Source organism: Microbulbifer sp. TYP-18, from assembly GCF_040932045.1.
GTDB lineage: Bacteria > Pseudomonadota > Gammaproteobacteria > Pseudomonadales > Cellvibrionaceae > Microbulbifer.
On record NZ_JBFRBC010000015.1, the window covers coordinates 1 to 16035 of the forward strand.

The 16035-nt window shown below is 52.3% G+C and carries 12 protein-coding genes and 1 pseudogene; 5 read left to right on the forward strand and 8 right to left on the reverse strand.

What is annotated here, in order from left to right; genetic code table 11:
- Positions 1–144 (reverse strand): annotated as a pseudogene (locus tag ABVT36_RS12525) (IS30 family transposase); the annotation flags it as partial.
- Here ABVT36_RS12525 and ABVT36_RS12530 point away from each other — a divergent pair.
- Positions 145–612, forward strand: a complete 468-nt coding sequence (locus ABVT36_RS12530) for a transposase (RefSeq protein ID WP_368456873.1) — start codon at positions 145–147, stop codon at positions 610–612. It begins immediately after the preceding pseudogene.
- 189 nt (positions 613–801) lie between these two features.
- On the opposite strand, the gene ABVT36_RS12535 is transcribed toward ABVT36_RS12530, so the two are convergent.
- Complete coding sequence (locus ABVT36_RS12535; RefSeq protein WP_368456874.1) at positions 802–2568, reverse strand: S8 family peptidase; 1767 nt, start codon at positions 2566–2568, stop codon at positions 802–804.
- Positions 2569–2983: 415 nt separating this feature from the next.
- Here ABVT36_RS12535 and ABVT36_RS12540 point away from each other — a divergent pair, with 415 nt between their 5' ends.
- The 3 genes from ABVT36_RS12540 to ABVT36_RS12550 all read left to right on the forward strand — a co-directional run bounded on the left by ABVT36_RS12540 (position 2984) and on the right by ABVT36_RS12550 (position 5687).
- Complete coding sequence (locus ABVT36_RS12540; protein WP_368456875.1) at positions 2984–3346, forward strand: hypothetical protein; 363 nt, start codon at positions 2984–2986, stop codon at positions 3344–3346.
- Positions 3347–3913: 567 nt separating this feature from the next.
- Positions 3914–4228 carry a D-Ala-D-Ala carboxypeptidase family metallohydrolase gene (locus ABVT36_RS12545; RefSeq protein ID WP_368456876.1) on the forward strand — a complete coding sequence of 105 codons (315 nt, stop codon included), beginning with the start codon at positions 3914–3916 and terminating at the stop codon, positions 4226–4228.
- 214 nt (positions 4229–4442) lie between these two features.
- Positions 4443–5687 carry a tyrosine-type recombinase/integrase gene (locus ABVT36_RS12550; RefSeq protein WP_368456877.1) on the forward strand — a complete coding sequence of 415 codons (1245 nt, stop codon included), beginning with the start codon at positions 4443–4445 and terminating at the stop codon, positions 5685–5687.
- Positions 5688–5765: 78 nt separating this feature from the next.
- On the opposite strand, the gene cysB is transcribed toward ABVT36_RS12550, so the two are convergent.
- The 5 genes from cysB to ABVT36_RS12575 all read right to left on the reverse strand — a co-directional run bounded on the left by cysB (position 5766) and on the right by ABVT36_RS12575 (position 12503).
- A complete protein-coding gene (gene cysB / locus ABVT36_RS12555; protein ID WP_368456878.1) occupies positions 5766–6737 on the reverse strand; it encodes an HTH-type transcriptional regulator CysB in 972 nt (323 codons plus the stop codon).
- 275 nt (positions 6738–7012) lie between these two features.
- Entirely contained in the window at positions 7013–7909 is an 897-nt protein-coding gene (locus tag ABVT36_RS12560) for a 5'-nucleotidase (protein WP_368456879.1), read from the reverse strand.
- Positions 7909–8589 carry a TetR/AcrR family transcriptional regulator gene (locus ABVT36_RS12565; RefSeq protein WP_368456880.1) on the reverse strand — a complete coding sequence of 227 codons (681 nt, stop codon included), beginning with the start codon at positions 8587–8589 and terminating at the stop codon, positions 7909–7911. Before ABVT36_RS12565 ends, ABVT36_RS12560 begins: the two co-directional genes overlap by 1 nt.
- A gap of 131 nt (positions 8590–8720) precedes the next feature.
- On the reverse strand, positions 8721–11054 hold the full coding sequence (locus ABVT36_RS12570; RefSeq protein WP_368456881.1) for a TonB-dependent receptor: 2334 nt from the start codon (positions 11052–11054) through the stop codon (positions 8721–8723).
- Between the two features lie 141 nt (positions 11055–11195).
- Positions 11196–12503 carry an NAD(P)/FAD-dependent oxidoreductase gene (locus ABVT36_RS12575; protein WP_368456882.1) on the reverse strand — a complete coding sequence of 436 codons (1308 nt, stop codon included), beginning with the start codon at positions 12501–12503 and terminating at the stop codon, positions 11196–11198.
- 370 nt (positions 12504–12873) lie between these two features.
- Here ABVT36_RS12575 and ABVT36_RS12580 point away from each other — a divergent pair, with 370 nt between their 5' ends.
- Positions 12874–14208 carry a glutamine synthetase family protein gene (locus ABVT36_RS12580; protein WP_368456883.1) on the forward strand — a complete coding sequence of 445 codons (1335 nt, stop codon included), beginning with the start codon at positions 12874–12876 and terminating at the stop codon, positions 14206–14208.
- Positions 14209–14266: 58 nt separating this feature from the next.
- On the opposite strand, the gene ABVT36_RS12585 is transcribed toward ABVT36_RS12580, so the two are convergent.
- Complete coding sequence (locus tag ABVT36_RS12585) at positions 14267–15925, reverse strand: alanine/glycine:cation symporter family protein (RefSeq protein ID WP_368456884.1); 1659 nt, start codon at positions 15923–15925, stop codon at positions 14267–14269.
- Between the last annotated feature and the right edge of the window lie 110 nt (positions 15926–16035).

Consider the following 16035-nt stretch of genomic DNA (forward strand, 5'->3'; position numbering starts at 1 on the left):
TCGGTAGGGCCTGGAGAGCACTCGCAAGTGTTTGTAAAGGTCGCCACCCTCAGCCTTATCGGCGTAAACAATTTGATAAATCGTCTCATGGTGCAACGACACCTGCTTGTGTCTCAATAGGTAGCCCGCTACTTGTTGAGGGCTATGAAACGGTATCGTATTTTGGGAGGACATTGTAAGACCTGCTCGATGCGATCATCCTGTTTACCTGATTCACAGAAAAACCGAGCCCGCTTCGTATACAGGAGTCTTCACCAGAGTCATATAGACAAGGTCCGCCGCAGGCAAAGTACCAGACTCTTCAAATTCAAACTGACGGAGCGAGCCTGGAAAGTGGAAGGGCTGTTCGGCGAGGCGAAAGATAACCACTGTCTCCGACGGGCCAAATACCGAGGATTGGCAAATGCCCAAATTCAGTTTTACCTGACCGCACTGACGCAAAACCTCAAACGGGTGGCAGCGATGAACCCATTTTTGCGTAAATTAGCGATTAAAATTCTAAATATGGCTTCCTGGAGGGCCGTTCAGGGCGTCTGGGTAAAAAATGATGGCTATCGCCTCGAATTCCTTCCAACGGCAGTCGAGCGGTCAGCGCATTGGGAAGTCGGGTAATAAGAGAAAAATGGGTGGTTTTTCAACAGCCCGTCTGAACTACTACATTTAAGCAGCTGATTAAGCACAGCTTCCATTAAATCACGACCCTGTGATTTAATGGAAGCTGTGCCTAACCTAAACATTTAACGATCGACTGGTATTTTATTAACCCTCACTAGCGGCCGCTCATTAGACCTGAAGGTTTCGCTAATATGGTTCACTTTGCGCGTAGCCTTCTATCCTTTCAAATGTGTACCCAAATATGCCAAGTGCATAGTCATCTCGAAGAATGGTAAGGAAGTGATCCCCCAGATCGGGATTCCAATAACGATTTAGAGGTGCGAAACCAGATCGAGAATTAGAGGAAACATATCCTTCCTCTGTCACAAATTCATAGCCAAATGCAGCAAATCCTGGGTCATTGCGCGTTATAGTAAGAAAACTATCACCCAGTGTTGCATTCCAATAGCGATTTAAGGGCACAAAACCAGATCTGGGTTTTGAGGATACATATGCTTCTATCTTTTCAAGTGAGTACCCAAGAAATGCATATAGGTTGTCATTTCGATCGATTGTGAGAGTGTGATCACCAATCGCGCTATTCCAATAACGATACAGTCCAACAAGAAGATCGTCCATAGCGTTAACTGCGGCTGCAGCATCGACAATTCCTGCGCCACAACCATTGCAGGTACCTGGCGCTATTCTTGCGGTTTCTTGTAGAACTATTGAAATCTGCTCTGGCGTTGCTTTCGGCTGTACGGACAGCATTAGTGCCGCCACGCCGGCGATATGCGGCGCGGCCATGGATGTGCCTTCGTAAAAAGCGTAGGTGTCAGAACCCGGGGAGGTTACTCCTGTATTGAGTGTAGATAGGACGCCATTCTGGTTTGATTTGTTACCCGAAGTTTCCCCTCCTGGTGCTGCGATTTCAACTGTGTTGCCAAAGTTTGAGTAATACGCTCTATTTCCTGCTCTGTCAGTAGCAGCGACAGTAATAACACCATCACAATTAGCTGGGCGACGGGTGGAGGCATCAGTGTTTTGATTGCCTGCAGAAACAACAACGACTGAACCCCTATCCGTGGCGCCATTGATGGCCTTTTGATAGGTTTCACCACAAGCGCCGGAACCACTCAAAGACAGGTTGAGCACCTTCGCTACATTGGCATTTGTAGGAACACCAGGGACATTGCCACCGGAGGTCCAGGTGATCGCATCAGCAATATCAGAAATATATCCGCCACCACAACCCAAAGTACGAGCCGGTACTATCTTCGCGTCAAAGGCCACGCCCGCAACACCTATAGAATTATTCGTCTTGGCCGCTATCGTTCCAGCAACGTGCGTACCATGCCATGAATCTGCCCGTCCAGAACATCCATCACCTGGATCGATCGCATCACTGTCACGACCGTCACCATCCAGCGATACATTAGGATCGTGAATGAAATCATAACCAGGCAAAATGTTCGCAGTGAGATCAGCATGTGGCCGATATCCAGTATCAATTACGGCTATATTAACGCCCGAGCCAGTTGATTTATTCCATGCACTGGGCGCCCTTATGCCGCCAGTGCTTTCGAAGTAATGCCATTGTTCATTATATCGAGCATCATTTGGGACAAAGGCAGGTTGCATCAAGGTATCTGCCTCTGCGTACTCTATGGAACTGTCTACTTTAGCGATCGCTTTAGCAAGATTTTCAACTACCTCATCTGGAAGCTTTTTGTCAAGACGGACAACTTCTGCCCCCAAGGACATTGTTCGTTGGCTAGAAAGAGCAACGCCGTAATGTGAAGCAACCTGTTGTATTCCATTTAGTTTTTGTGCAAATTGATGACCTGAGATTTTTCCCTTGTATTTGATAATTAGTTGATTGGTTTCCTGACTTTTGACAACTCCACTTACCGCTAATAAAAAAAAAGAGATGCATAAATAATTCATAAACCGAAATCTGAAAAGCTTTTTCATGTTCTTATCCTTTATAATAATTTCCTTTTTATGTATTCTTCATTACGGTATCGCTTTTTGACTTTATTTCATCGAATTTTCGTTTCCTCCATGATTTTCGAATAGAATATGAATTGCTTTGTAATTTTTATGGATTAACTTAAATATTTTTACTATTTTGCAGCATATTTAAATACGATTTCATGGCTATCTTCTTTCAAAGCATTATTTGATTTTTTAAAGAAGAGTATCACTTATCTTATGTAGGGTGAAGTAACTAAATTTATAATTAAAGTTATTAATAAAGAATTTAATATTTCTAATTGGTATTGATGAAATAGATTGCTATTGATAATTTGATCTGGCAGTTCAGATTTTATTTGTAAATTTTTTAGTAACTCTAACTAATAATTAACCAATAACAAGGAAGTATGCAATGCTTAAAATATCTACATTGCTCGTAACAGCTGTATTTTGTTTCTTTGCGGTTACCACTATGTCAGCTGAAGTTTCAACTTATGCTAGTGATCATAATATTGTTACTACTGAGCAAATTATCAGTTATTCTGATCCTGTTGTGTCTGGTGGAGGTTCTTGCATCGAATATTTATGCGAAGGCGCTTATACTTGTGGCGGTCACCTTTCTGGGACAACCTATTGCCCTAGTTCGTGGAACTTTACCTTCCCAGGGCAGTCAGGAAACTTCCCGGATAGCGTTTGTGTTGGTGGCTGGGGTATCAATCCCAAATACTCTGAGCGTACAGGTAAGCTTATAGGCTTTCAGTGTCTTATTTTTTAAGAAATGTTTGTTAGCTCTATCTCTAGAGAAATTTCATCTTTTTTAAATTAAGCCCGTCCAGTGCGGGCTTTTCCGGCTCTGGTGATCTTATGTTTAATAGCGATTGTGTCATTGAGGTGGAGTTGTCCGGTTTGTGTTGAAGAAATATCCGTCTAATTCTGAAACAATACCCATAGGTTGTTGAACCTCATATTAGCGGCGCCTACACAGCCTGGTTGGTTTTGGATAAACTACGTTTGCTTATGCGTGGTGTGAGTTTGGCATACACGGCGGAGCGGGCTTCTGCCTCCAAAGAATATGCTTCTGAAAATCATGGAGTATGTACACAGAAAGGACTGGCGCCTAACTAAACACTGAGGTTACTTTGAAAGCTTGGACAAAAAAACAGACTGTATGTATTGACAGTGCGCAGTGAAATTGCTATTTTCCGGTAAGCTGCAGCAGAAGTATGTGCAGCTATCATCCTGATAGGCCGCCATAAGTCGGCTTTTACTGTAAAACAAATACTCCCCTAACTCACAACCTCGCCGGTTGATCCTGGCGGGTTTTTTTATTTCCGGTGATCCCATGTTCAAGAACGACTACTTCACGGAAGAGGAGTTGGCTTGCCGTTGTTGTGGCAAAAACCACTTCTCGGATGACACCTTGCACCGATTGATCAGGGTGAGGGAGCGGTTTAAGAAACCAATGGTGATCAACTCGGGTTATCGCTGCCCGGCGCACTGCGCCTTTACCGGCTCCATGGAGTCCGCGGACCGGGTTAAGGCGGCGCTGGTGGACCTGTGTGTGGACCTGTGTACGGAGCTGGAGCGCATTCAACCGGAGTTGGTGGACTTCGATATTGAGTTTGGGGAGATCTACGCACGGCCCAAAACACTGTGACTGCACCATGCTGGGTGGTCGCAAATCGGGTTAGATTGAACGACAGAGGAGGGGCGCTGCTAATCAACTAAAATCGAGGTTATGTCGTCGGGCAGGCTACAGCCCATGTGCCACTAAGCCTCTCGCTATGTCGTATACTGTTTAGCATTAGACATAGAATATAAAGACCAGTAAAATGAATTTCCAATTGAAAACCCGGACTTCAGGCTTACTCATGGCAATTCGTAAACCCATTCCGTTATATCCCACATATGGCGAACTCAAGGACTTCAGCTTCAATGATTATCCAGATGTCCGATACTTTCTGGAATCCGGTGAGCCCTGGTGGCAAGCCCACTGGCACTGGGGTCAGGAGTTCCTGAACTACACGGGCCGTAACAAGTCCGAGCATACCTTTACACGCTTCCGAAATGAAACCGAACGTTTCCTGTTGTGGGTGTTCCTCGTCAAAGGTACACCCATGGAGCGACTGCGCAAGGCCGATATTCTCGAGTATGCGGATTTCTGCTGGCAACCGCCAGTATCCTGGATCTGCCTGGCCAACCACGGCAAGTTCATGCTCAACAACGGCCGATATATTCAGAACAAATCGTGGGCGCCGTATAAGCTCAAGCTGCCAAAAAACAGTGACACTAGTAACTCAGCTTCTGACAAAAAAAAGTACAAGCCGTCACAACAAACCTTATCCGCCACATTTACCGGGATTATTGCTTTCTATAAGTATTTGATGGACGAGGAATATCTGTTCGGTAATCCTGCGCAGATTGCCAAACGCGACTGCCGTCATTTCATTAAGGATGCCCAGGTAAAGGAAGTCCGACGGCTTACCGAGGCTCAGTGGCAATATGTGTTTGATGTTGCACTTACAATGGCCAACGAAGATCCTATCTATGAGCGGAGCTTGTTTGTAATTTGTGCATTGAAAGCCTTGTTTTTGCGAATATCAGAGTTATCTGAGCGTCCCCAGTGGACCCCTATCATGAGCCATTTTTGGCAAGATTCTGATGGCAACTGGTGGCTAAAGATTTTCGGTAAAGGCCGAAAATTACGCGATATAACGGTCCCAGATAGCTTCATTCCATTTCTCAAACGGTATCGCGCTTATAGAGGCTTAAGTCCACTGCCAACTTCAAGGGAGATTCAGCCCATCGTCGAGAAAATTCGCGGACAAGGCGGTATGACTTCCCGGCAGCTTACCCGCGTAGTCCAGCAAGTTTTAGATCGGGCCTACGATGAAATGCGTCAGGCTGAGAATGAAGATAGTGCGCAGAAACTTAAAGAAGCATCTACACACTGGCTCAGACACACAGGTGCGAGCATGGAAATTGAGCGCGGGCGCCCACTCAAAGATCTATCTGAGGATTTGGGGCACTCTAGTATGGCCACAACCGATACTGTTTATGTCCACACAGAACGCAAGGTTCGAGCTAAGAGTGGGAAGCAGAGAGGCGTAAAATAATCGAGTTTGACGATATACGCCGCCAAACAAGAGTTGAGCTGGTAGAGGGTTATGCAATGAGGGAGAGCACATCCATCGTCAATATACAGGCAGCTCCATACCGGCAAAGATCTCATCCACCTCCGCGCGGGAAGAAGCATAGGCTGCCTGGTCCACCAGTTCACGGGTCAGATGTGGGGCAAATTGCTGGATGAATTCATACATAAAGCCTCGCAGGAATATGCCCTTGCGGAAGCCTATTTTGGTGATACTGGATTCGAATAGCCCACTGGCATCCAGAGCTACAAGGTCCTCTTCCGCTTCGTCCACCGCCATGTCGGCTACGATGCCGATACCCAGGCCAAGCCGCACATAGGTCTTGATGACATCCGCATCGGCGGCGGTGAACACCACCTTCGGGGACAGGCCTTTTTGCAAAAACGCTTCATCCAGCTTGGAGCGTCCGGTAAATCCGAATACATAAGTAACAATGGGGTGCTCTGCGACCTCTTCCAGGGTCAGCCTGGAGGTACTGCACAGAGGGTGATCCCGCGGCACCAGGACGCAGCGATTCCATCGGTATACGGGCATCATGACCAGGTCGCTGAACAGCTCCAGGGCTTCGGTGGCGATGGCAAAGTCGGCGGTGCCGTCCGCCGCCATCTCCGAAATCTGCATAGGGGTACCCTGGTTCATGTGCAGGGACACTTCCGGATAGCGGGTAATAAAGGATTTGATTACGGCAGGCAGTGCGTATCGCGCCTGCGTGTGGGTAGTGGCAATAGACAGACTGCCTCTCCGGTCATTGCTGAATTCCTGCGCAACCTGTTTGATGTTTTCCACCTTGCGCATGATTTCACCGGCAGTTTTGAGAATTGCCTCGCCAGCGGGCGTGACCCGGGTCAGGTGCTTGCCACTGCGAGCGAAAATCTCCACACCCAACTCATCCTCCAGCAATCGAATTTGTTTGCTGATACCGGGCTGGGAGGTGAACAGGCTCTGTGCTGTGGCAGATACATTGAGGTCGTGGTGGGCAACTTCCCAGATATAACGCAACTGCTGCAGCTTCATAGTCGATCCCTTGGTAATTTTCCCTATTGTCGCCACCCCTGCTGTGTGAAGTGGCTCTCCATGTACAGTTATAAAACTACGGAAAGATATGCAAGAAAAGAATAGCAGCCAAGTATCTTGCTGGGCAAATAACGGGGTGAATTTGCGCAGGAAAGACACCGCAAGAGGCGCCATTACCCATTGAATACCGGGCCAACCTGTCTCTTTCCCCTAATTTTGCCGGGAGGCCTGGGGCAGAACTCCGACCATTACAGAGGGACGGATGCCGACAACGCCTAGTCTTCCAGGTTGGCAATCCCGTGGGGCACATGTCCAGTGGCCACATGTTCCGCCGCGGATGCACAATGATTGGGCTGATCGTCGAAAAATACGTCAGCTCCGAAAGCGCGCAGAAACTCTCCCTTGGGCAGTCCACCCAGGAACACCGACTCGTCGATGCGGATGTTCCACTCCCTCAGGGTGCGAATGACCCGCTCATGGGCCGGCGCGGATCTGGCAGTGACCAGGGCGGTGCGGATGGGGCAATCGGGGCCGAACTCCACTTGCAGTCGCTGCAGGGCCTCGAGAAATCCCTTGAAGGGCCCTCCTCCCAACGGTGTCTGTGCCCTGGCCTGCTCGGCTGCGGTAAATGCGGCCAGCCCTTCCCGCTTGAAGATTTGCTCAGCCTCGTCAGAGAAGATGACTGCATCGCCGTCAAATGCGAAGCGCAGCATGGGGTCGGAGCGGTGCCCTTCCCCGCCGGCGACCAGTGTTGCAGCCGCAACCCCCTGTTCCAGCGCCCGGCGCACATCCTGTCCGTCACTGGATAAAAACAGGTGACACCCAAATGGCGCAATATAGCGATAGGGGCTGTCGCCGTTACAAAAGGCCGCGCGGGTAATATTCAGGCCATAGTGCTCAATGGAGTTGAAAACCCGCAGGCCTGTGTCGGCACTATTGCGGGACAGTAGAATTACTTCAACGCCAGCTTCGCCACTGAGCAATTGGTTGATCCGCAGGAATTTTTCCACCAGTGGAAAGGCATCGCCCTTGGCCAGAACGTCGTTCTCTTTTTCAATCTGATAGGCGGCAAAAGCCTCGAGCCCCCGCTCTTCAAACACACGGTGGCTATCTTGCAAGTCGAACAGGGCCCGGGACGATATTGCAATCACCAGTTTGTTCGACAGGTGCATCAGGGGGACTCCACGTCGTCGAGTCCAGCCGGCCGGCGCTCCCTTCGGTGGCGACTCAGCAGGGTCAGGAGCATCGCCTGCAAATCCTCCTGGGTGCGTGCGGAGCGGACCCCGCACTGGTTGACGACTACCAGCAACAACGCATGGCAGGACTCCAGGGTGGCACGCGCGAGGCGATTCAATTCATTGGGCGGGCACAGAAAATCGAGGCGCCTGAACATGGCGATCAGATGATTGATCACCAGTTCGTCATGCCTCTCGTCCAGTTCGTGTAATTCCGGTATTCCCCACATGGCCTGTACCAGCGGCAGCAGGCCCTGTTGCTCGCGGTAAACAGCGACCAGCCTGTCCAGCAGCTCCTGCACGAATTGTTCCAGCGGCATTAGCTCCAGTTCACAGTCCGCCAGAGCTTCAAGTGCCGTTGTCATACTGGTGAGCCACTGTTCTCCCATAGCGTAAAGGATGGCATGCTTGTTGGGAAAATAGTGGTAGAGGGAACCCACAGAAACGCCGAGTTCCCGGGCAATGAGGATGGTGGTGAGATCGTTGAGGCCCACTTCCTCCAACAGACGCCCGGTGGTGTCGAGAATCTGCCGGGTACGCTCCCGTGCGCGGGCCTGAACCGGAGCCCGACGGGGGGCCAGTTGGCTCTTGCGTTTACGTTGTTCAATATTGGACAAAGCGGACTCCCCCTGTGCATGGGGTGGAGTTTACCACCAAAACCATCGCTTTGACCTGAGCTATTCGGTGGGTATCTGCGGCCAAAAAAGCCGGCATCACTGCCGGCTTTGGTATGGAGGCGGCCTGCGATTCAAAAGCGGTAATCCAGATTAACGCCGAGAACACGACCGCGGGATGGATCTGTCTTGGTGGCTGGCAGATTGTAGTCTGCTTCCGCGTATCCCCAGTGGTAGTATTCTTCATTGGTGAGATTTTCGGCATAGATGCCCGCTGTCCAGCTGTCGTCGGCGGAAGTGAGCGCCACGCGCAGGTTTATGATATTACGCTGATCGAGCCGTACTTCTTCGGTGTTCTCCAGGTCGGAAAACTGCTCACCGGTATAATTGTATTCGGTGGATACGGATACTTCACCAAGGTCTGTCATGTGCGAGTAGGTGAGGATCGCGGAGGAGGAAAAATTCGGAGACAATGCCATTTCATTGCCATCACAGCTCTCACACAACTCTTGGGGTGCGCCACTGAACTCGGTATCCAGCCATGCCAGCCCGAGATAGAGATCCAGGTTATCGGTAATCAACCAGCGTGCATCCATTTCGAGACCCTGGCCTTGGGACTCCCCTACGTTGCGGGTTACCGCCGCTGCACCGACAAAGAACGCCTGCTGCAGATTATCGTAGGTATAGTGGAAGGCCGCCGCGTTCAGCGCCAATCGGTTATCCAGCAGGCGCGCTTTCACGCCCAACTCATAGGACAATACCTGCTCCTCGTCAAAGCGGTTGGGTTCGGCATTACCAGCGTTTACTTCGTAACCCTGTTCTTCCAGCCACTGGGCCTGGCTGTCTTCGTCGGTGCCGTAAGCGGGGTCGATGATGTGGTAGGTCAGATAGTCAAAGCCGCCGGATTTATAACCGGTCGCGACACTGGCATAGGCCGTGACTGCATCACTGAGCACCTGAGTGAGCGTTGCACGACCGGATACGTTACTCCAGGTATTGTCACCGCTGATGGGGCCATCCGTGTACAACGCCTGGTAGTTCCAACCGCTGGTAAACGTCTCGGGAGTGGGGGAATCCACGCTGAATTTCTTCCGGTCTTCGGTATAGCGTATCCCCAGACCCAGGGTGGTGGCGTCAGTCAGATCGAAAGTAGTATTGGCGAACACACCCCAACCGGAGTATTCGCCACGGGTATCGGCGGCTTCGATGGAGAGTCTGCCGGGGGCGTATTGCCAGGCTTCACCCTCGAGACCAAACGCCTCGTCGAGAACGTCTTGGGGCAGGCTCGCGCAGGTATCGAAGCTATCCAATCCCTCCTCCCACTCAACCGCATAGATACCGTCGCAGATAAAATCCTCATTGTCGGTACCGGCAAAGGAGGCATCGAGATCTTCCTGATAATAGGAAGCTCCCAAGACCCAGTTGAAGGGGCCACTGCTGTTTGAGGTCAGGCGAAATTCCTGGCTGAAAAAGTCACCACTCTGATCACGGGTGTAGACATCGATAGGATCGCTGGTACCGTCGAAATCCTCCAGGTAGCTGTAATTGTGGGTCTTGTAACCGGTGATGGAGGAGAGAGTGGTGCCACTGGCCAGGTCGTGTTCCACGGTTAGGATGACATCACCAATTTCAGATTCGTCTTTGCCCTGGGCGTCGTTGTACACCTGATCGTAATCACCGTCGGTGTCCAGCGCGCGGTAAATGGTACCGTCACCCTCGCGATCTTCGTACTGCGCCATCAGGGTAATGGAGGTGCTGTCAAAACCCTGGTAAACGGTGGTGATCCGCACAGCGTCGGTTTCGCTGGCCCCCAGGTCCCGTCCACCGGCGAGGTTTTCGATGTGACCATCTTCCTGGCGGTGTATTCCGGCGATGCGCACGGCGAAGTCTTCGCCCAGTGGCAGGTCTACGCCACCCTCGAAGTTAGCGCGATTGTACTCTCCGGCGTTAATGGAAAGGTCCCCGGCAAAGGTGTCGCCGGGCTTCCGCGCCACCATGGAGATGGCACCGGAAGCGGTATTGCGCCCAAACAGGGTACCCTGTGGTCCCTTGACCACCTCGACCCGCTCCAGATCGTAGAGACTGGGAGTGGCCCCGGTGCGGCTCTGGTAGACGCCATCCAGAAAAACCCCCAGCGCGGGATCGCTGCCGCTCCCGAAGCTGTTGTTGTTCACACCGCGCACAGATACTGCATCGAAGAAGGAGTCATTGGTCTCACCGGAAATACCCGGGGTCAGGGCAAAAAGGTCTTTGAAATCGTTCAGGTTGCTCTTCTTGACCATATCGCCGGTGAAAGCGCTGACCGCTATGGGCACATCCTTGAGGGATTCGGCGCGCATCTGTGCGGTTACGGTGATCTCCTCAATCTCGGCGGCAGAGGCGCCGGTACTCAGTGCAATGACAATACCACCGATGGCGGAAGCGAGAAGGTTTCTACTGGACTGCAAGTACAAGTCTTTAACAGGCATCTTAGCCCCCGTCTTTGTTTTTGTTCAGGGTTGTCCACCCGATACAGCGATGGCCGCACCCAACGATAATGAAGTTGCTAATCTCGGTTATCTCATAAACCGAATTATTATTCAAATTTATCCTGCGCCATGCCGTTGATCTCAGCTCCCAAGCTTGTCCTTGAGGCCGTAATAGAGCATACCGGCCACCAGGCCAGGCCAGCGCAACAGGGTGCCGCCAGGAAAAGTTGGAGTCGGTATCTGCGCCAATACGTCAAAACGCTCCTCTGTCCCCGCCACCGCCTCGGCAATCACCTTGCCGGCAAAGGTAGCTGTGGGCACTCCATGACCGGAGTAGCCTTGAGCGTAATAGACGTTGGGCTCCAGGCGGCCTATGTGGGGCATGCGGTTGAGGGTAATCGCCAGGGTTCCACCCCAGCCGAAGTCAATCCTGGTGCCCGCTAACTGTGGGTAGACTCTCAGCATATATTTGCGGACAAAACTGCGGACATCTTGCGGATACCGGGATGTATAGTTCTCGCCGCCACCAAAAATAAGGCGGTTATCACCGGAAAGCTTCCAATAGTTGATCACAAACAGCGTGTCCTGCAGCGCGTAATCATTGCCTATCAACTCTTTCGCCAGTGCTTCGGACAGGGGTTCGGTGGCCAGGACAAAATTGTTGATGGGCATTATCTTGCCCGCCAGGCGCGGCTCCAGCCGACCGAGATAGCCATTGCAGGCCAGGATCACATTCTTGGCGTTTACTTGCCCTTTGGCAGTTTCCACCCGGCATGGGCTACCACCCCGATAGCCTGTCACGCGGCTGTACTCGTAAAACTCCACCCCGGCGCTGGCGGCCGAATCCGCAAGTCCCAGAGCAAAATTCAGGGGGTGCAGGTGCAGAGATCCACTGTCCAGTTGGGCACCATAATAGCGCTCGGATCCCACCAGGCTTCTGGCCTGGTCGCGGCCGATATACTGGATCTGCTCGTATCCGTAACGTTGGCGCAAAAGCGCCGCTTCCTGCTCCAGGTCAGCATCGTGGCTTCGCTTGGCGGCAAGGTGCATAATGCCGCGTTTGAGATCGCATTGAATCCCGTGGCGCGAGATCAGATCCTCCACTAACCCTACCGCCGCGACACCCATGTCCCACAGCTGCCGGGCGGTATCCAGGCCGAACATATGTTCCAGGTCATCCTGTCCCCGGCGCTGGCCGACCCCCACATGCCCACCATTGCGTCCGGAGGCGCCCCAACCGACCCTTTCAGCTTCGAGGACTACTACCTTGTAGCCGCGTTCCGCAAGGTGCAAAGCGGAGGATAGGCCCGTGTAACCGGCGCCAATGATACAGACATCCGCATCGACAGTAGTTTCAAGCGAAGGATAAGCGGACGTCGTATTGGCGCTGGCAGCATAGTAGGACTCGACGTGCCCGGGGAATATGTCAGCGGTGCCGTTGGCGGACATAGAGTTTTCTCCAGTGGTGTCCAGGGAATAACCGAATAACTCTTCAGTAAAGTTGAATAATAATTCGGTTTTCTGCAATAATCAAAACCTGTGCACCGGAAAATCCACCGGCCAGCGGATGGGCGGCTGTGTTTAAGCGACTGTCACCTGGCAGTCTGCCAACGCAGGCGCGGTGCGTATACTAAGGGCTATTCACACTAAACTCGATCCCCCCTGGAGACATGGATCGAGAGGCAGAGTTCTGTGCTGCGCAGGCAAGTCAGCCCATGCCGTTGCTGCGGCAAAGGCAACAGGCCTCCAGCGCGCCCCATATAACTGAGCGATACACAGCACTGCCCACAGGGGCGGATCATTTCGAGCAAGGTGAACAATGGACAAAATCACACAGTGGCTCAGAGAGCATAATATTTCCGAGGTAGAGTGTCTGGTGCCCGATATGTCCGGCAATGCGCGGGGAAAATTCACTCCCACGTCCAAGTTCCTGGCTCAGGACAGCCGCCTGCCGGAGAGCATCCTGGTGCAGACAGTGACGGGAGACTTTGTCGACGAGCACAACGAGTTGGTGGACCCTGCGGACACGGATATGCTGCTGGTTCCAGACCCGGATTCGGTGCGACTTAACCCCTGGGCCAACGAGCCCACCGCACAGATCATACACGACTGTTTTACCCGGGACGGCCAGCTGCATCCGATCAGTACCCGCAATATCCTCAGGTTTGTCCTGGACAAGTACGCAGCTAGGGGCTGGAAACCGGTGGTGGCGCCAGAGGTGGAGTTTTATCTCGTCAAGCGCAACCTGGACCCGGATGAAAAGCTCTCAGCGCCGGTTGGCCGGTCCGGGCGCACCGAAAAGACGCGGCAGTCCTACAGTATCGATGCTGCCAATGAATACGAACCCATTATCGAGGATATGTACGACTTCTCCGAAGCGCAGGGACTCGACGTCGACACACTGATTCACGAATCCGGCACTGCGCAAATGGAAATCAATTTTCTCCACGGGGATCCATTGAAGCTAGCGGATCAGGTGTTCACGTTCAAGCGCACTGTGCGTGAAACCGCGCTTCGGCACGGTATATACGCCACCTTCATGGCCAAACCAATGGAACACGAGCCCGGCAGCGCCCTGCATATTCACCAGAGTATCGTGGATGTGGAAACGGGGCAGAATATCTTTGTGGATGCTCAGGGCGAAGAAAACCGGACTTTTATGCACTTCATTGGCGGAATGCAAAAATACATTCCCGGGTTTATCAGTTTCTTTGCGCCCAACGTCAATTCCTACCGTCGCTTCACCCCGGAAATGGCGGCACCGACCAGTTTGCACTGGGGCTATGACAACCGCACCACCGGCCTGCGGGTACCGGACAGCGCACCGCAGGGAAAACGCCTGGAAAATCGTTTTCCGGGCGCAGACTGCAATCCCTACCTGGCGATCGCCGCTTCGCTGGCCTGTGGCTATCTGGGCATCATCAACGAGATAGAACCGGACAAGCCCTATGAAGGTGACTGCTCCTACGAGCCTATTTCGCTTCCGCGGACACAGGAACATGCGCTGAGTCTGTTGGCGGAATGTGATGAGGCTGCAGAGATGTTTGGAGACAAATTTGTCCGCGCATGGAGTGCGATCAAGCGCGATGAGTATGAAGAGTTCAATCGGGTGATCAGTTCCTGGGAGCGGGAGTATTTGCTGCTCAATGTCTGAATTTGATCACCATTAAAAAAGGCGGCCTCTAAGGCCGCCTTTTTTATCCGGGTTTCACCTACTTGTGACTCGGGTCCTTCCAGTAGTCCTTGACCGTACCCTTCATTTCCCGTGCCAGAATGGAAATACCAAACAGGTTGGGCAGGGTCATAATTACAATGGTCACCGCCGACAAGTTCCAGATCACAGTAGTATCCTCTATCGCGGCCCAGAAGAAGGCAACCACATAGACCAGGCGATAGGGCATGACCGCTCGGGGGCCGAACAGGTAAATCATGGAGCGATCACCATAGTAGGACCAGGCGATCGCCGTTGAAAATGCGAACAATAGAATACCCAGAGTGACAATCAGGCTGCCGTAATCTCCCAGGAATCCCCGCTTAAAGGCAATATTTGTCAGGGCGACGGAATGCACCAGAGAATTACCCCAGATTTCAATATCGGGATTCACGAACTCGCCGTCGACTACCGTCAGCACACCACTGAACGCATCTTCGCCCACACGATACTCAACATCCTCCGCCACTGAGCGGGCATTGATTACTGTGAACTCTTCCTCATTGAGTGCACGTCCGTCGGCCACCACAAGGTGACCGTTAAAAGGCTTAACCTCGCTGTCGCCGCCGCTCAGATAACTGAACAGCGTCTGTACATCTTCCGCCTTGGCATCCGAATAGGTGCCATCGACCACCAGCAGATCCGCGCGCTCGAAGCGATTCATATGCTTCTCGGTCCAGACACCGGAAGACAGGATAACCAATCCGGTGAGGGTACAGATGATAATGGTATCGATGAATGGTTCGAGCAGTGACACCATACCTTCGGAAACCGGCTCATCGGCTCTTGCTGAGGCGTGCGCTATGGGTGCAGACCCCTGCCCCGCCTCGTTGGAAAAGAGCCCGCGGTTGACGCCCCGGTTGAAGGCGTAGGCGAAGGTGGCGCCGAGGAAGCCGCCGGCCGCCGCGGTACCATTGAAGGCATCCCGGAAAATCGCCTCAAAGGAGGGAATGATGTTCTGGTAATTGTAGATGATCACCGCCAGCGCACCGACAATATAGAGCACCGCCATCACCGGCACTATAGTGGAGGTCACTTTGGCGATACGGGTGATACCGCCAATGATCACCAGGCCCAACAGGATAGCCAATACGCCACCGGTCAGCGCCTTGTTGAGGCCGAAGGTATCGTGCATTGCCTGGGCGATATTGTTGACCTGCGGCAGGCTGCCGGTGCCAAAGGAGCTTATGACGGTGGCGATGGCAAACAGAACCGCAAGCCATTTCATATTCAGGCGCCGTTCCATGTAATACATGGGGCCACCGGCATAGTATCCATCGGCGGCCTTGACCCGGTACTTGTGAGAAAGGGTCACTTCGACGAACTTGGTTGTCATGCCGAGAAACGCGGTCACCCACATCCAGAACAGGGCTGCGGGCCCACCGAGAAAAATTGCCAGACCGACACCGCCGATGTTACCGGTACCAACAGTACCCGAGAGCGCCGTGGACAGCGCCTGGAAATGTGAGGTATCCCCCGGGTCACCGGGTTTGTCGTACTTGCCCCTTACTATCTTGATGGCATGGCCGAAATAGCGGATCTGGGGAAATCCCAAATAGAGGGTAAAGAAGAAGCCCACTCCCAGCAAAACCCAGGGAAACCAGAAAGCCGAACCCAGGAAGCCATCGAGGGTCAGCAGCAGATGATTAAAAGATTCCAAGCGAAGCCCTCACTACTGTTACTATGTTTTGATTGTTTTGTGAACAAAAAGGATCCAGATTCGCTGCGCAGGTTAGCAGTTTCCCGGCACCTAGAACAGTAACCAGCCTG

Bases quoted from the DNA above. Each gene is read 5' to 3' on its own strand.
- ABVT36_RS12530 (WP_368456873.1), top strand. From the start codon at position 145: ATGAAACGGTATCGTATTTTGGGAGGACATTGTAAGACCTGCTCGATG.
- ABVT36_RS12535 (WP_368456874.1), bottom strand. From the start codon at position 2,568: ATGAAAAAGCTTTTCAGATTTCGGTTTATGAATTATTTATGCATCTCT.
- ABVT36_RS12540 (WP_368456875.1), top strand. From the start codon at position 2,984: ATGCTTAAAATATCTACATTGCTCGTAACAGCTGTATTTTGTTTCTTT.
- ABVT36_RS12545 (WP_368456876.1), top strand. From the start codon at position 3,914: ATGTTCAAGAACGACTACTTCACGGAAGAGGAGTTGGCTTGCCGTTGT.
- ABVT36_RS12550 (WP_368456877.1), top strand. From the start codon at position 4,443: ATGGCAATTCGTAAACCCATTCCGTTATATCCCACATATGGCGAACTC.
- cysB (WP_368456878.1), bottom strand. From the start codon at position 6,737: ATGAAGCTGCAGCAGTTGCGTTATATCTGGGAAGTTGCCCACCACGAC.
- ABVT36_RS12560 (WP_368456879.1), bottom strand. From the start codon at position 7,909: ATGCACCTGTCGAACAAACTGGTGATTGCAATATCGTCCCGGGCCCTG.
- ABVT36_RS12570 (WP_368456881.1), bottom strand. From the start codon at position 11,054: ATGCCTGTTAAAGACTTGTACTTGCAGTCCAGTAGAAACCTTCTCGCT.
- ABVT36_RS12575 (WP_368456882.1), bottom strand. From the start codon at position 12,503: ATGTCCGCCAACGGCACCGCTGACATATTCCCCGGGCACGTCGAGTCC.
- ABVT36_RS12580 (WP_368456883.1), top strand. From the start codon at position 12,874: ATGGACAAAATCACACAGTGGCTCAGAGAGCATAATATTTCCGAGGTA.